Genomic DNA, 14,029 nt, shown 5'->3' on the forward strand with positions numbered 1-14,029 from the left:
TGCCCGCTGTCCCCTTCGGTGCACCCGTCCGCGTGGCCGCCTTCCCCAGCGACTCACATCGTTGTTCGTATTGGACAAACACTAGCATAGGGCAAGGGCTTTGCCACGGCCCAAAGGGCTTATGCGACCTGTTCGGCGCGATTCAGCGCACAATGGGACCAGAGTGCATCCATCGCCCGCACCAGCTTGTCGATCTCGCCCGGGCCGTGCACCGGCGAGGGCGTGAAGCGCAGCCGCTCGGTGCCGCGGGGAACGGTCGGGAAATTGATCGGCTGGACGTAGATGCCGTGGTCTTCCAGAAGCATGTCGGACAGCATCTTGCAGTGCACGGGGTTGCCCACGTGGACCGGGACGATGTGGCTGCCATGGTCGATGATCGGCAGGCCCATCGCCTTCAGCCGCAGCTTCAGGATCTTCGCCTGAGTCTGGTGACGCTCGCGCAGGGCAACGCCGCCCTCGCCCTTCAGGAAGCGGACCGAAGCGGCTGCACCTGCAGCAACGGCGGGCGGGAGGCTCGTCGTGAAGATGAACCCCGGCGCGTAGGAGCGGATCGCGTCCACCATCCGGGCCGAGGCCGCGATATAGCCGCCGAAGACGCCATAGGCCTTGGCCAGCGTCCCGTTGATGATGTCCACCCGGTGCATCTGCCCGTCACGTTCGGCCACACCCGCGCCGCGGGGGCCGTACATGCCGACGGCGTGCACCTCGTCCAGGTAGGTCAAGGCGCCGAACTCCTCGGCCAGGTCGCAGATTTCCGCGATCGGGCCGAAGTCGCCGTCCATCGAATAGATCGATTCGAAGGCGATCAGCTTCGGCGCCGCCGGGTCGTCCTTGCTTAGCAATTCACGCAGGTGCGCCACGTCGTTGTGGCGGAAGATCCGCTTCTCGCCGCCCCCGCGCCGCACGCCCTCGATCATCGAGGCATGATTCAGCGCGTCGGAATAGATGATGAGACCCGGAAAGATGACCCGCAGCGTCGACAGCGTCGCATCATTGGCGATGTAGGCCGAGGTGAAGACCAGCGCGGCTTCCTTCTGGTGGAGGTCGGCAAGCTCGGCCTCCAGCCGCTTGTGCCAGACCGTCGTGCCCGAGATGTTTCGCGTCCCGCCCGAGCCCGCGCCGGTCGCATCCAGCGCCTCGTGCATGGCCGTCAGCACTTCGGGGTGCTGCCCCATGCCCAGGTAGTCATTGCCGCACCAGACGGTGATGTCCTTCTTGGACCCGTCGGGCCGCGTCCAGACCGCGTGGGGGAACTGCCCCTGCGCCCGCGCGATGTCGATGAAGGTGCGGTAGCGGCCTTCGTCGTGCAGGCGTTGCAGGCTGGCGTCGATGGCGTCGTCGTATCTGGTCATGCGTCCCGGTTCCTTTTGCGACGGTCCTGCCTGAACCCCCGCATGGGTGCCTTGATTTCGGTCAAACGGGCGCGCTTGCCAAGTAGGCGATTTGTCACCCCATTCCCTTCCCTTACCGCAGCCCGCCCGCTCTGGACAGTCCCGACCCGCCTGTTAGGCTGCTTCCTGATCAAATCCCGGAGAGTGAGAATGTCCCTCGAAGCCGTCCTGGCCCGCATCGACGAAACCCTGCCCCAATCGCTTGACCGGCTGATGGAGCTTCTGCGGATTCCCTCGATCTCCACCGACCCCGCCTACAAGGCCGACTGCGCGCGGACGGCCGAGGCGCTGGCCCAGGATCTGCGGTCCTTGGGCTTCGACGCCCGCGCCGCCCAGACCCCCGGCCATCCCATGGTCGTGGGCCACGGTGGCGAGGGGAAGCGGCATATCCTCTTCTACGGCCACTACGACGTGCAACCCGTTGATCCGCTGGAGCTTTGGGACCGCCCGCCCTTCGACCCCGAGCTGCAGGATACCCCCAAGGGCAAGGTCATCCGCGCCCGTGGTGCCAGTGACGACAAGGGGCAGTTGATGACCTTCATCGAGGCCTGCCGCGCCTGGAAACATGTCCACGGCACGCTGCCCGGGAAGCTCACGATCTTCCTGGAAGGTGAGGAGGAATCGGGCTCGCCCTCGCTGGTTCCCTTCCTGGAACAGAACCGCGAAGAGCTGTCCTGCGACCTCGCGCTCATCTGCGACACCGGGCTTTTCGAGGAAGCCACCCCCGCCATCACCACGATGCTGCGGGGCCTTTGCAAGGCCGAGTTCACCATCCGCGCCGCCAGCCGCGATCTTCACTCCGGGATGTATGGCGGGCTCGCGCAGAACCCGCTCCACCTGATGTCGCGGCTTCTGGCGGGGCTGCACGATTCGCAAGGCCGGGTGCAGGTCCCGGGCTTCTATGACGATGTCGACGAACTGCCCGATGCATTGCGCCAGCAGTGGCAGGCGCTGGCCTTCGACCATGCGGGCTACCTGGGCGACGTGGGACTGTCGGTCCCGGCGGGCGAACAGGACCGGACGCCGCTGGAGAAGATCTGGTCCCGCCCGACCGCCGAGGTGAACGGGATGTGGGGCGGCTACACCGGTGCCGGGTTCAAGACGGTGTTGCCGTCCGAGGCCCATGCCAAGGTATCCTTCCGCCTCGTCTCGCGCCAGGACCCCGAGAAGATCATCGCCTCCTTCAAACGCTGGGCCGAGGCGCAGATGCCCGCCGATTGCGAGATCGTCTGGCATGGCGGCAGCGACGGCGCGCCTGCATCGGTGATGGAGATCGCGGACCCGGCCTTCGAGGCCGCGCGGCAGGCGCTGACCGAGGAATGGGGCCGCCCCGCCGCCTTCGTGGGCGCTGGTGGCTCTATCCCGGTGGCAGGCTACTTCAAGACGATCCTTGGAATGGACGCGATGCTGATCGGCTTCGGCCGCGACGACGACCAGATCCATTCCCCGAACGAGAAGTATGACCTGGAGTCCTTCCACAAGGGCATCCGGTCCTGGGCGCGCATCCTGGCACGCATCGCATGACGCTTGAACTTCGCGACGCAAGGCCTTCGGATGAAGGGGATTTTCTGCGACTGTGGCAGGGCTTCCTCGACGGCTACGGGCTGACCCTGCCGCCGGACGTGACCGCCTTCACCTGGACACGCCTGATGGACCCAGGAAGCCCGCTGACCGCCCGGCTTGCGGTCCTGGACGGCATCCCGCAGGGGTTTGCCATCCACCAACACCACCCCTCGACCTGGGTGATGGGCGACGACGGATACCTCGAAGACCTCTTCGTCGCGCCCGAGGCGCGCGGGCGGGGTTTGGGGCGCGCGCTGATCGAGGACCTGGTGGCCATCGCCCGCGCGAATGGCTGGCGGCGGCTCTACTGGCTGACCGAGATCGAAAACACGACGGCTCGGCGGCTTTACGACCAGTTCTGCGACAACGACGGGCATATCCGCTACCGGATGACGCTGTAGCGCACCGCTGCGACTGGGACCCAAATTTCTTGAGTAAGAAATTTGTCAAAATCCTTGCTTAAGGATTTTGGGCCCAGGTCGCGCCGCAAGGAGCCTCGTTTCCGCCCACGAGCGGCACTGCGTTCGCCTCAGTCGCACCGGGTCCAGGTCGCGACCGAACCATCTGGATACTCGAAGCGCAGCTCGTCCTCGGCCAGCGTGATCACCGCCGAATCCGTCCAGGACCCGCCGCCGCCTTCGTTCAGCAACGTGGCCTCGACCTTGTTCGGCTCGCCGGGGAATTCGATCAAATCGGTGACGGTGATCGCGAACTCGGCGCCGACCATCACGCCACCCCCGACTTCGACCCGACCAAGATCGTCACAGCCAAGGCCTTCGGTGGCATAGACGCCGTCAAATCCTGATGGCAGGGCGACGGACCCTTCGGCCTGGGCGGCAGTTGCCGACAGTGCAAGGGCAAGGGCGATACGGATCATGCGAAACTCCTTCCAGGTCAGGACAAACGCCTAGCCGCTCGCGGCAAAGGGCGCGAGGCTGGGAAACATGACCCTGGGAGGGGAAGCTGGCGCGGTGGACGGGGCTCGAACCCGCGACCCCCGGCGTGACAGGCCGGTACTCTAACCAACTGAGCTACCACCGCGCGCTGAGGGGCCAGATAAGGGGTTGGACAGGGGGCGTCAAGCGGGAAACGCGCCTCGCTCGCTACGGACCTTCGGAACGGAGCAAGAGAGCTTGGCGCAGCCAAAAGCGCCGGGAAAATCGACGCGACATCATGGTTGACGGCCGGCTAATGCCCGCGGCCAAGGCATTGATTTATCGCAATACCCAAAGGCTGTCCTGCGTGGACATCCTTGCTGTCACTCTGAAGGGAAGCTGGCGCGGTGGACGGGGCTCGAACCCGCGACCCCCGGCGTGACAGGCCGGTACTCTAACCAACTGAGCTACCACCGCGCGCTGAGGGGCGGGATAGACGCTTCCCCCGGGGGCGTCAATGGGGGAAGCGCGGGTTTTTCAGCGATCCGGGGCCGGGATGAACTCGTGGTCGTCCCCGGGGGGGAGGTGGAAGCGGCCGTGCATCCAGTCGCCCGCCCGCCAGGCCTCTTTCGCGGCCTCGATCTTTTCCTTCGAGGACGCGACGAAGTTCCACCAGATGAACCGCGGCCCGTCCATCGTGGCGCCGCCCAGCAGCATCACCCGCGCCCCCTGCGGCCCCGCCTGGACCGAGACCCGGTCGCCCGGGCGGAAGACGAGCATCCGGCCCGCCTCGAAGACCTGGCCCGCGCAGGTGACCTCGCCTTCCAGGACGTAGACCCCCCGGTCCTCGTGGTCGTCAGGCAGCGGGATGGAGGCGTGGGGCTGGAGAAGGGCGTCGGCGTAGAAGACCTCGGACGGCATGTCGAGACCCACCCGCTCGCCCCAGGCGTGGCCGAGGATGAGGCGGACCTGCTTCCCCTCGCCTTCCAGTTCCGGGAGCTGGTTCTTGGGAAGGTGGGTGAAACCGGCCACATCCTCCTCGCGGTCCTTCGGCAGGGCAAGCCAGGTCTGGAGGCCGAACATCGAGAGGGGGGCCTTGCGGGCCTCACCATCCGTCCGCTCCGAGTGGGTGATCCCCTGCCCCGCCAGCATCCAGTTGACCGCGCCCGGTTCGATCCAGGCGTCGGTCCCGAGGCTGTCGCGGTGGTGGAGGCGGCCTTTCAGGAGGTAGGTGACCGTCCCGAGGCCGATGTGGGGGTGGGGGCGGACGTCGATGCCCTGCCCGGTCAGGAACTCGGCCGGACCCATCTGGTCGAAGAAGATGAAGGGGCCGACCATCTGCCGCTGGGCGGACGGGAGGGCACGACGGACCTCGAACCCGCCGAGGTCGCGGGCGCGGGGGACGATGACGGTCTCGATCTGGTCGACCTGGGTGCCGATCGGGATCGAGGGGTCGAGAAGCGGGTTCCACATGGGGGGTCTCCTTTGCAGGGGAAGGTAGACCCGGGGGGGCGGAATTTCATCCCGATCTGGCCGCGCGGGGGCTGTGCGAGGGTGAACAGGGGAAAGTGTCCACGGTGGACAAAACGCTGGATGTTGTCTGGATTCAATGGGTTGGTTGCGGGCGTTAGGGGATTCTTAACCCGCGCCAGATCACGTCACTCGCAGCGCAGGTTCTTGTTCCGCAGCTGAACCGCCCAAAAGGAGGTGGGAATGAACGTCTCCTCAAGTGAAGCGCAGAGGATCACCCGGTCAGCCTCCGTTATCGGCTTTTTCCGACGCAGCTTGTCTTGCCATCCGATCACGACCTGCGCGAAGGCATTGGAGCGACTGCCGGGATAGGGCGACGGGCCAAGCGCAAGCAGGGACGCGACATAGGCTGCGTCCTGCGCGTCGGGCGGCGGGCCGATCGAGTTTTTCGTTTCGGTGCCCGGCGTCTTGGGTGGAATTGGCCGCGTAGGCCCTAGCGCAAGGCCGAGGCCACTGATCGCAGCGGCAAGGTCGATCGGCGGCGTGACCGAACGTGTGCGCCAGAGGGCAAAGCCTCCCCCGACATCGCCGTTGAGATCGCCTGGGTCGAGAACCACCAGCCCGTTCGGACGCTCGTAGAACAGTTGCACGCCACGGAAGAGAATGGGGCCGTCGGTGCTATCCCCAGCATGGGCTGTAGCAGTACGGTAGCCGATCTCATCCAGCGGCCACGCGGCGGTGGACCGGTCTTTCCGGACACGGTCATCCTGAAGGTCCAGTACCAATGCAGCTTGCTGCCCCTCGTCACGCGCGAAGCGGATGCAGGTGGAGCCCTCGGCCGGGAAGTCCGCGCTGAGGGCGTGGCAGTCGGCATCCCTGGCGAGGACAAAGCGGGCGCTGGTCTCGGCCTTGTCGTTGGCGAAGGCATCGTCACGCAGCACGATGCGAACCCAAGTGACGTTACCTCCTGTCAGCAGCCGTTCGCAAATGTCGAAACACGGAGCCTCGCCGTATAAGCTGGAGCGCACGCCGTCAAAGCTGTAAAAATCCGGGTTGTGGCTGACTTTGCGGATGATTTCGACCCCCGAGGGCCGAGTAAACGACACGGGCTGCGCGGCGACGGGGTTTTTTGCCTCGATCAGTCCCTGCGCCTTTCGGTCGGCCGTCCCGGGCAGGAGCAGCAGCGATGAGGGGAGCGCGAGGCCAAGCGCAAGGGCGGGCCAGCGAAGCCAACTGTTGCGGGCCAGGACAGCGGGAAGCAGCGCCCAGAGCAGTAGCGTCGCCATCGGCAGTACGAAGAGAAGCGGATATGTGAAGCCGAAAGTGAAGATCAGCACTATCAGTGTGATCCCGGGGATAGCGAAAACCAGGGTCAGGACGGAAGCGACTGCAAGAAGAATGAAGTACGCACGGACCATCAGTCTTACCAAACACCTACCGCGAATATCCGTGACACTACCCGCCCTTTGGCCAAACGCAATCGGGTTCGGCCGTCCACACAAAGCTTGAATTGCACGAACGGATAATATCCGATGGGGGCAGAGAATCGGAAAGGCCCCTATCCCGTGACGATCCGCTCGAACTTCCCTGAACAGATCACCGAGATCGAGGACCTGGGCATTCCGATGCCGGATGGTACAAGGCTCTCTGCCCGGGTCTGGATGCCCGCCGATGCCGCGACGAAGCCGGTGCCGGCGGTGCTGGAATACATCCCCTACCGCAAGCGCGACGGGACCCTGCCCCGGGATGAGCTGATGCATCCTTACGTCGCGGGCCACGGCTATGCCTGCGTGCGGGTGGACATACGCGGCAACGGCGACAGCGAAGGGCTGATGGAGGACGAATACTCCGCCCAGGAGCTGCAGGACGCCTGCGACGTGATCGCGTGGCTTTCGAAGCAGCCGTGGTGCAGCGGGACCGTGGGGATGATGGGCAAGAGCTGGGGCGGGTTCAATTGCCTGCAGACGGCCTTCCTGCAGCCCCCTGCCCTGAAGGCGGTGATCAGCGTCTATTCGACCACGGACCGCTTCGCCGACGACATCCACTTCAAGGGCGGCGCGCTCTTGGGCGAGAACTTCGGCTGGGGCAGCGTGATGCTGTCCTATTCCTCGCGCCCCGGGGACCCGCTGTTGCACAACGGCTGGCGGGAGACGTGGCTTGAGCGGCTTCGGAACCAGCCCTTCCACGCTCCGGGCTGGGCGAGCCACCAGACGCGGGACGCCTATTGGAAGCACGGGTCGATCTGCGAGGACTGGGACCGGATGACGGTGCCGATCCTGTCCTTCGGCGGCTGGAACGACAACTACATGAATACCGTCGCGCATTTGATGGAGAATGCGCGCGGGCCGGTGAAGGGGATCATCGGGCCCTGGGTGCACCAGTATCCGCATACCGCGGTGCCGGGGCCGAAGATCGGCTTCCTGCAACTGGCAATCCGCTGGTGGGACCGCTGGCTGAAGGGCATCGAGAACGGCGCCGAGGAGGACCCGGCATTGCGGGCCTACATGCTGCATTCGGCGCCGCCGAACCCGAGTGCGGACCATCGGGACGGGCACTGGATTGCGGAAGCAGAGTGGCCGACGCCCAGGGTTTCGCGTCGGGTGCTGATGGTGTCGGATGCGGGCCTTGGGGTGGCGGGGCCGCTCCATGCCTCGGTCTGCACGCCGCAGCACCTGGGGATGACGGCGGGCGAGTTCTTCCCGATGGGCCTTAACGCCGAGATGGCGGGCGACCAGCGGGCGGATGATGCGCTGTCGGTGTGTTTTGATGGGGCAGTGCTGGAGGCTCCGCTGGAGCTGCTGGGGGCTGCGAAGCTGACCTTGCGGCTGTCGTCGGACAAACCGCTGGCCTTTATCGTCGCGCGTCTGTGTGACGTGGCGCCGGACGGGTCCTCTACCCGGATCGCGCATGGCATTCTGAACCTGTGCCATCGGCGCAGCCGGGAGGCGCCCGAGCCGATGCTGCCCGGCGTGCCCGAGGACATAGAACTGGTGCTGGATCAAATGGGCTACCGTGTGGCGGCGGGGCATCGTCTGCGGCTGGCGCTGTCGACGACCTATTGGCCCTTCGTCTGGCCCTCGCCGGAGGCCGCGACACTGGAGATCACGCAGGCGAGCCTGGATCTGCCTGTCCACCAGGGGACGGGCGACGCGGAATGGACCCCTCCCCCTGCGGAAACCGCGCCGCCGTGGAAGCACAGGATGCTGCGGGTGGGGTCGGCCAGTCGGCGGATCGAGAGCGACCTGATCACCGGGCGCCATGCGCTGGTGGTCGAGGATGACCAGGGCGACCCGGAGAACCTGAGCCACGGGCTGGTCACCGGGGAACATACGACCGAGCGTTGGGAGGTGGGGGCAGACCCGCTGAGCGCTCGGGCCGAGATCACCTGGGAGCAGCGGCTGAGCCGGGGCGACTGGCGGGTGAAGACCCGGGCCGAGACGGTGATGACCGCGACCGCGACGCATCTGCGCATGACGGCGCGGCTGACGGCCTGGGAGGGTGAGCGCGTCGTCTTCCAGCGCGACTGGGACGAGGAGGTCGACCGCAAGTTTGTGTAGGCCGGGGCGAAAAAAGGTTTGTCGCACGGCGGGGTTCGGGTTTTATTGATTCACAAGTCAACAAAAGAATCCCCGAAATGGGGCCAACAGGGAGACGGCAATGGACGACAAGCACAAGCAGCTTGACTGGATGGTGGCGCAGGCGCAGGCCGGTCGCATGACCCGGCGCGAATTCGTCGGACGGACGACGGCCCTGGGGGTCTCGGCCGGGTTGGCCTCGGCGCTGTTCTCGAAGGCCGCCAAGGCAGAGGAGCCGAAGAAGGGCGGCGTGATCCGCGTCGGTATGCAGGGCGGCGAGTCGACGAACAGCCTCGATCCGGCACTGGCCGCCTCGGAAGTGCCGTTCCAGGTGAACATGACCTGGGGCGAGATGCTGTGCGACGTGAAGCCGGACGGCACGCTGGACCTGCGCATCGCCGAGGAGATTTCCTCGAACGCCGACGCGACGGAGTGGAAGTTCAAGATCCGCCAGGGCGTGGAGTATCACGGCGGCGGCACGGTGACGGCCGAAGACGTGGTGGCGACGCTGAAGCGGCACACCGACGAGAAGGCTCAGTCCGGGGCGCTGGGGATCGTGCAGGGCATTGCCGACATGAAGGCCGAGGGTGACATGGTCACGCTGACGCTGAATGCGGCGAACGCCGACCTGCCCTTCCTGATGGGCGACTATCACCTGATCATCCAGCCGGGTGGCGGGGTGGACAATCCGGCAGCGGGGATCGGCGCGGGGCCCTACCAGGTCGTGGTGAACGAGCCTGGCGTGCGGCACACGTTCAAGAAGCACGCGAACTATTTCGACAGCACCATCGGCCACGCGGACGAGGTCGAGATCCTGGTGATCAACGACAACACGGCGCGGACGGCCGCGCTGCAGTCGGGCCAGATCCACATGATCAACCGGGTCGACCCGAAGATCGTGGAGCTTCTGAAGGGCGTGCCGGGCGTGCAGATCAAGGCCGTGGCGGGCCGCGGGCATTATGTCTTCATCATGCATTGCGACAAGGCCCCCTTCGACAACAACGACATGCGGATGGCGCTGAAATACGCGATCAACCGGCAGGAGATGGTCGAGAAGATCCTGGGCGGGCTTGGCACGCCGGGCAACGACTTCCCGATCAACGCGGCCTATCCGCTGTTCGAGGACAAGTTCGAGCAGCGCGAGTACGATGCGGCCAAGGCGGCGGAATACTACAAGAAGTCGGGCCATGACGGCAGCCCCATCGTGCTGGCGACGGCTCCGGGCGCCTTCCCGGGGGCGGTCGATGCGGCGAACCTATTTGCGGCTTCGGCCAATGCGGCAGGCATCCCGCTGCAGGTGAAGCTCGAGCCCGATGACGGCTACTGGTCGAACGTCTGGAACGTGGCCCCGTTCTGCGCGTCCTACTGGGGCGGGCGGCCGGTGCAGGACCAGATGTACACCACCGCCTATCTCTCGACCGCCGAATGGAACGACACCAAGTTCAAGAACGCCAAGTTCGACGAGCTGCTGCTGGCGGCGCGGGGCGAGCTGGACACGGCGAAGCGGACCGCGATGTACACCGAGATGGCGCAGATCCTGCGGGACGAGGGCGGGCTGATCCTGCCGATGTTCAACGACTTCGTCTCGGGCGTCAGCGACACGATCGGCGGCTGGGTCGACGATCCGAACGGCGAGCTGATGAACGGCCGCGCCCAGGTCCGTTGCTGGCTGAACGCATAAGGCCCGCGCGGTGCATCCGATCCTGAAACTGGTGGTCCAGCGCGTTGCGCTGGGCCTCCTCCTGCTGCTGGCGGTGTCGGCGGTGATCTTCCTGGGCGTCGAGGCGCTGCCGGGCGATACCGCGCAGGCGATCCTGGGGCAGCAGGCGACTCCGGAAGCGCTGGCGAACCTGCGCGAGAAGATGGGGCTGAACGAGCCGCCGCTGACCCGCTACTTCCAGTGGCTGGGGGGCGTGCTGACGGGCGATCTCGGCACAGCGCTGACCAATGGCGCGGACATCGCGACGTCGATCGGCCAGCGGCTGGGGAACACTCTGTTCCTGGCCGGCTGTGCGGCGGTCATCGCGGTGCCGCTGGCGATCATCCTGGGACTCGTGGCCGCGCGCTATGCGGGGAAATGGCCGGACAAGCTGATCTCGGGCATCACCCTGACCACGATCTCGCTTCCTGAATTCGTCGCGGCCTATTTCGTGATCTACCTCCTCACCCAGCTGATCCCGATCTTCCAGCCCGTCGCCATGGTCTTCCCGGGCATGAGCTTCTGGGCCAAGCTGCATGCAGTCGCCCTGCCGGTCATCGTTCTGGTGCTGGTGGTCCTCGCCCACATGATGCGGATGACGCGGGCGGCGATCCTGAACGTGATGCAGTCCGCTTATATCGAGACGGCAGAGCTGAAGGGCCTGTCGCCGATGACCGTAATCTGGAAGCACGCCTTCCCGAACGCGATCGCGCCCGTAGTCAGCGTGGTGATGCTGAACCTCGCCTACCTTGTCGTGGGCGTCGTCGTGGTCGAGGTGGTTTTCGGCTACAACGCGCTGGGGCAGTACCTGGTCGATCACGTCACCAAGCGGGACCTGCCGGTGGTGCAGGCCGTGGGCCTGATCTTCGCCGCCGTCTACATCTTCCTGAACATGCTGGCCGACATCATCGGCATCCTTGCGAACCCGCGCCTGAGGCATCCGAAATGAGGATCCCGCTTTCCGCCCTCATCGGCCTTGTCCTGACCGGGACCTTCCTCTTCGTCGCGATCTTCGCCCAGTGGATCGCGCCCTACGAGATCACCGATGTCTCGGGCGGCCAGTGGGAGGGTCCCTCGGCGCAGTTCTGGCTCGGCACCGACACCATCGGGCGCGATATCCTGTCGCGACTGATCTACGGCGCGCAGATCACGATCTTCGTGGCGCTGGCGTCCTCGGTGCTGGCCTTCAGCATGGGGGCCTTCCTGGGGTTCCTGGCGGCGGTAAAGGGGGGCTGGATCGACCAGGTCCTGTCGCGGATCGTCGACATGGTGATGGCCGTGCCTTCGCTGATCGTGGCACTGGTGATGCTGTCCGTGCTGCCCTTGAACCTGACGGTGCTGATCCTGGTGATGGGGGTGCTCGATTCCACCCGCGTCTTCCGTCTGAGCCGTGCGGTGGCCGTGGACATCGCGGTGATGGATTACGTCGAGGCCGCAAAACTGCGCGGCGAGAAGGGCACCTGGGTGATCTTCCGGGAAATCCTGCCGAACGCCCTGTCGCCGCTGGTGGCCGAGTTCGGGCTGCGCTTCATCTTCGCGGTCCTCTTCATCTCCACGCTGAGCTTCCTGGGCCTGGGCGTGCAGCCGCCGCTCGCCGATTGGGGCGGGATGGTGAAGGAGAACAAGGACGGGCTGATCTACGGAAAGTCGGCGGCGCTGCTACCCGCGGCCGCCATCGCGGCGCTGGCGATTTCGGTCAACTTGGTCGCGGACTGGATCCTGACCCGGACCTCCAGCCTGAAAGGAGGCCGCGGTGGCTGAGCCTTTGTTGCAGATCAAGGGGTTGGTGATCGAGGCGACCTCCTACCCGCCGGGCGAGCCGCCGAAGAATGTGACGCTCGTCCATGGCGTGGACCTGACGCTGCAGAAGGGCCGCGTGCTGGGGCTGATCGGGGAATCCGGGGCCGGGAAGTCCACCATCGGGCTGTCAGCAATGGCCTATGGCCGCGGCGGGGTGCGGCTGACCGGGGGGACGATCCACCTGAACGGGCGGGAAATCCGGCTGGCCGATGCCAAGGCCTTGCGGTCCCTGCGGGGGCGCGAGGTCACTTACGTCTCGCAGTCCGCGGCGGCGAGTTTCAACCCGGCGCGGCAGATCATGGAGCAGGTGATCGAGACCTGTCTCTCGCATGGGCTGTGTGGCAAGGCCGAGGCGGAGAAGCGCGCGGTGGCCTTGTTCCGGAAGCTTGGGCTGCCGAACCCGGAGACCATCGGCAACCGCTATCCGCACCAGGTTTCGGGCGGGCAGCTCCAGCGCTGCATGACGGCGATGGCGCTGTGTCCGAAGCCCGACCTGGTGATCTTCGACGAGCCGACGACGGCCCTGGACGTGACCACGCAGATCGACGTGCTGGCGGCGATCAAGGAGGCGATCCGGGATACGCATGTGGCCGCCCTGTATATCACCCATGATCTTGCCGTGGTGGCGCAGGTCGCGGACGAGATCATGGTGCTGCGGCATGGCCGGATGGTGGAGCTGGGCGAGACCGGCCAGATCATCCACCGGCCGACACAGGACTATACCAAGGCGCTGGTCTCGGTGCGGAGCCTGGAGCATCAGGAGAAGCCGCCCGCCCCGCCCGTGTTGCAGGTGCAGAACCTGACAGCGCGGTATCGGGGGACGAACTTCGACGTGCTGAAGAATGTCTCGGTGGAGCTGCCGGCGGGGCAGACGCTGGCTGTGGTGGGAGAGTCGGGTTCTGGCAAGTCGACGCTGGCGCGGGCCATCACGGGGCTGTTGCCGCCCGGTCAGGGCCGGATCACCTTTGCGGGGCGACAGTTGTCGGCGGACCTTGCGGGGCGCACGAAGGACGACCTGCGCGAGATCCAGATGATCTACCAGATGGCCGATACCGCGATGAACCCGCGGCAGACGGTGGGGACGATCATCGGGCGGCCCCTGGAGTTCTACTTCGGCCTGCGGGGCGCAGAGCGGGACAAGCGGGTGCAGGAGCTTCTGGACCAGATCGAGATGGGCAAGGGCTTTGCGCAGCGCTATCCGGCGGAGCTGTCGGGGGGCCAGAAGCAGCGGGTCTGCATTGCCCGCGCGCTGGCGGCGAAGCCGAAGCTGATCATCTGCGACGAGGTGACTTCGGCTTTGGATCCGCTGGTCGCCGACGGCATCCTGAAGCTTCTGTTGAACCTGCAGGCGCAGGAGCATGTGGCGTACCTGTTCATCACGCATGACCTCGCGACGGTGAAGGCCATCGCCGACAAGATCGCGGTGATGTTCAAAGGCGCGGTGGTGCGCTACGGCCAGAAGTCCGACGTGCTGACGCCGCCGTTCGATGATTACACGGACCTGTTGTTGTCGTCGGTGCCTGAGATGGAACAGGGCTGGCTGGAACAGGTGATCGCGCACCGGAAGATGGAAAGCGCGGGGAATTGAGCGGCGCCGATTTCTTCGAAGAAATCGTGACGGAGCCTTTGAAGGCTCCGGTCCGGACTTTTCGAAAA

Annotated in this window: 11 protein-coding genes and 2 tRNA genes; 7 read left to right on the forward strand and 6 right to left on the reverse strand. The window is 65.7% G+C overall.

Annotated elements, in window-relative coordinates:
• Positions 1-119: 119 nt before the first annotated feature.
• The gene (hemA, locus tag ACE3Q6_RS01430; protein WP_374427044.1) at positions 120-1,352 is read right to left on the reverse strand and encodes a 5-aminolevulinate synthase; all 1,233 of its coding nucleotides are present in this window, start codon (positions 1,350-1,352) and stop codon (positions 120-122) included.
• 189 nt (positions 1,353-1,541) lie between these two features.
• Between hemA and ACE3Q6_RS01435 the strand changes: the two genes are divergently transcribed.
• The gene (locus tag ACE3Q6_RS01435; protein WP_374427052.1) at positions 1,542-2,915 is read left to right on the forward strand and encodes a M20/M25/M40 family metallo-hydrolase; all 1,374 of its coding nucleotides are present in this window, start codon (positions 1,542-1,544) and stop codon (positions 2,913-2,915) included.
• A complete protein-coding gene (locus ACE3Q6_RS01440; RefSeq protein ID WP_374427057.1) occupies positions 2,912-3,355 on the forward strand; it encodes an N-acetyltransferase family protein in 444 nt (147 codons plus the stop codon). The genes ACE3Q6_RS01435 and ACE3Q6_RS01440 overlap by 4 nt, the downstream gene beginning before the upstream one ends.
• Positions 3,356-3,483: 128 nt before the next feature.
• Here ACE3Q6_RS01440 and ACE3Q6_RS01445 read toward each other — a convergent pair whose 3' ends face one another.
• From ACE3Q6_RS01445 to ACE3Q6_RS01465, 5 genes are all read right to left on the reverse strand, one after another.
• The gene (locus ACE3Q6_RS01445; RefSeq protein ID WP_374427061.1) at positions 3,484-3,831 is read right to left on the reverse strand and encodes a hypothetical protein; all 348 of its coding nucleotides are present in this window, start codon (positions 3,829-3,831) and stop codon (positions 3,484-3,486) included.
• An 87-nt stretch (positions 3,832-3,918) separates the two neighbouring features.
• Positions 3,919-3,995: transfer RNA gene (locus ACE3Q6_RS01450), tRNA-Asp, on the reverse strand.
• Positions 3,996-4,229: 234 nt separating this feature from the next.
• Positions 4,230-4,306: transfer RNA gene (locus tag ACE3Q6_RS01455), tRNA-Asp, on the reverse strand.
• Positions 4,307-4,366: 60 nt separating this feature from the next.
• On the reverse strand, positions 4,367-5,302 hold the full coding sequence (locus tag ACE3Q6_RS01460) for a pirin family protein (RefSeq protein WP_374427066.1): 936 nt from the start codon (positions 5,300-5,302) through the stop codon (positions 4,367-4,369).
• 185 nt (positions 5,303-5,487) lie between these two features.
• Complete coding sequence (locus ACE3Q6_RS01465; RefSeq protein ID WP_374427069.1) at positions 5,488-6,717, reverse strand: hypothetical protein; 1,230 nt, start codon at positions 6,715-6,717, stop codon at positions 5,488-5,490.
• Positions 6,718-6,831: 114 nt separating this feature from the next.
• On the opposite strand from ACE3Q6_RS01465, the gene ACE3Q6_RS01470 reads away from it, so the two are divergent.
• From ACE3Q6_RS01470 to ACE3Q6_RS01490, 5 genes are all read left to right on the forward strand, one after another.
• Positions 6,832-8,856: a CocE/NonD family hydrolase gene (locus ACE3Q6_RS01470; RefSeq protein WP_374427072.1), complete on the forward strand. Its 2,025-nt coding sequence runs from the start codon at positions 6,832-6,834 to the stop codon at positions 8,854-8,856.
• A 100-nt stretch (positions 8,857-8,956) separates the two neighbouring features.
• Complete coding sequence (locus ACE3Q6_RS01475; protein ID WP_374427075.1) at positions 8,957-10,555, forward strand: ABC transporter substrate-binding protein; 1,599 nt, start codon at positions 8,957-8,959, stop codon at positions 10,553-10,555.
• Between the two features lie 10 nt (positions 10,556-10,565).
• Positions 10,566-11,522, forward strand: a complete 957-nt coding sequence (locus ACE3Q6_RS01480; RefSeq protein ID WP_374427080.1) for an ABC transporter permease — start codon at positions 10,566-10,568, stop codon at positions 11,520-11,522.
• Positions 11,519-12,334, forward strand: a complete 816-nt coding sequence (locus ACE3Q6_RS01485; RefSeq protein WP_374427087.1) for an ABC transporter permease — start codon at positions 11,519-11,521, stop codon at positions 12,332-12,334. Before ACE3Q6_RS01480 ends, ACE3Q6_RS01485 begins: the two co-directional genes overlap by 4 nt.
• The gene (locus tag ACE3Q6_RS01490) at positions 12,327-13,961 is read left to right on the forward strand and encodes an ABC transporter ATP-binding protein (protein WP_374427090.1); all 1,635 of its coding nucleotides are present in this window, start codon (positions 12,327-12,329) and stop codon (positions 13,959-13,961) included. Before ACE3Q6_RS01485 ends, ACE3Q6_RS01490 begins: the two co-directional genes overlap by 8 nt.
• The last annotated feature ends 68 nt before the right edge of the window (positions 13,962-14,029 follow it).

The organism is Tabrizicola sp., from assembly GCF_041913445.1.
In the GTDB taxonomy this organism is placed as follows: domain Bacteria; phylum Pseudomonadota; class Alphaproteobacteria; order Rhodobacterales; family Rhodobacteraceae; genus Tabrizicola.

Coding starts and splice junctions, on each gene's coding strand:
- ACE3Q6_RS01445 (WP_374427061.1), bottom strand. CDS start 3,831: ATGATCCGTATCGCCCTTGCCCTTGCACTGTCGGCAACTGCCGCCCAG.
- ACE3Q6_RS01440 (WP_374427057.1), top strand. CDS start 2,912: ATGACGCTTGAACTTCGCGACGCAAGGCCTTCGGATGAAGGGGATTTT.
- ACE3Q6_RS01435 (WP_374427052.1), top strand. CDS start 1,542: ATGTCCCTCGAAGCCGTCCTGGCCCGCATCGACGAAACCCTGCCCCAA.
- ACE3Q6_RS01465 (WP_374427069.1), bottom strand. CDS start 6,717: ATGGTCCGTGCGTACTTCATTCTTCTTGCAGTCGCTTCCGTCCTGACC.
- ACE3Q6_RS01485 (WP_374427087.1), top strand. CDS start 11,519: ATGAGGATCCCGCTTTCCGCCCTCATCGGCCTTGTCCTGACCGGGACC.
- ACE3Q6_RS01475 (WP_374427075.1), top strand. CDS start 8,957: ATGGACGACAAGCACAAGCAGCTTGACTGGATGGTGGCGCAGGCGCAG.
- hemA (WP_374427044.1), bottom strand. CDS start 1,352: ATGACCAGATACGACGACGCCATCGACGCCAGCCTGCAACGCCTGCAC.
- ACE3Q6_RS01470 (WP_374427072.1), top strand. CDS start 6,832: ATGGGGGCAGAGAATCGGAAAGGCCCCTATCCCGTGACGATCCGCTCG.
- ACE3Q6_RS01460 (WP_374427066.1), bottom strand. CDS start 5,302: ATGTGGAACCCGCTTCTCGACCCCTCGATCCCGATCGGCACCCAGGTC.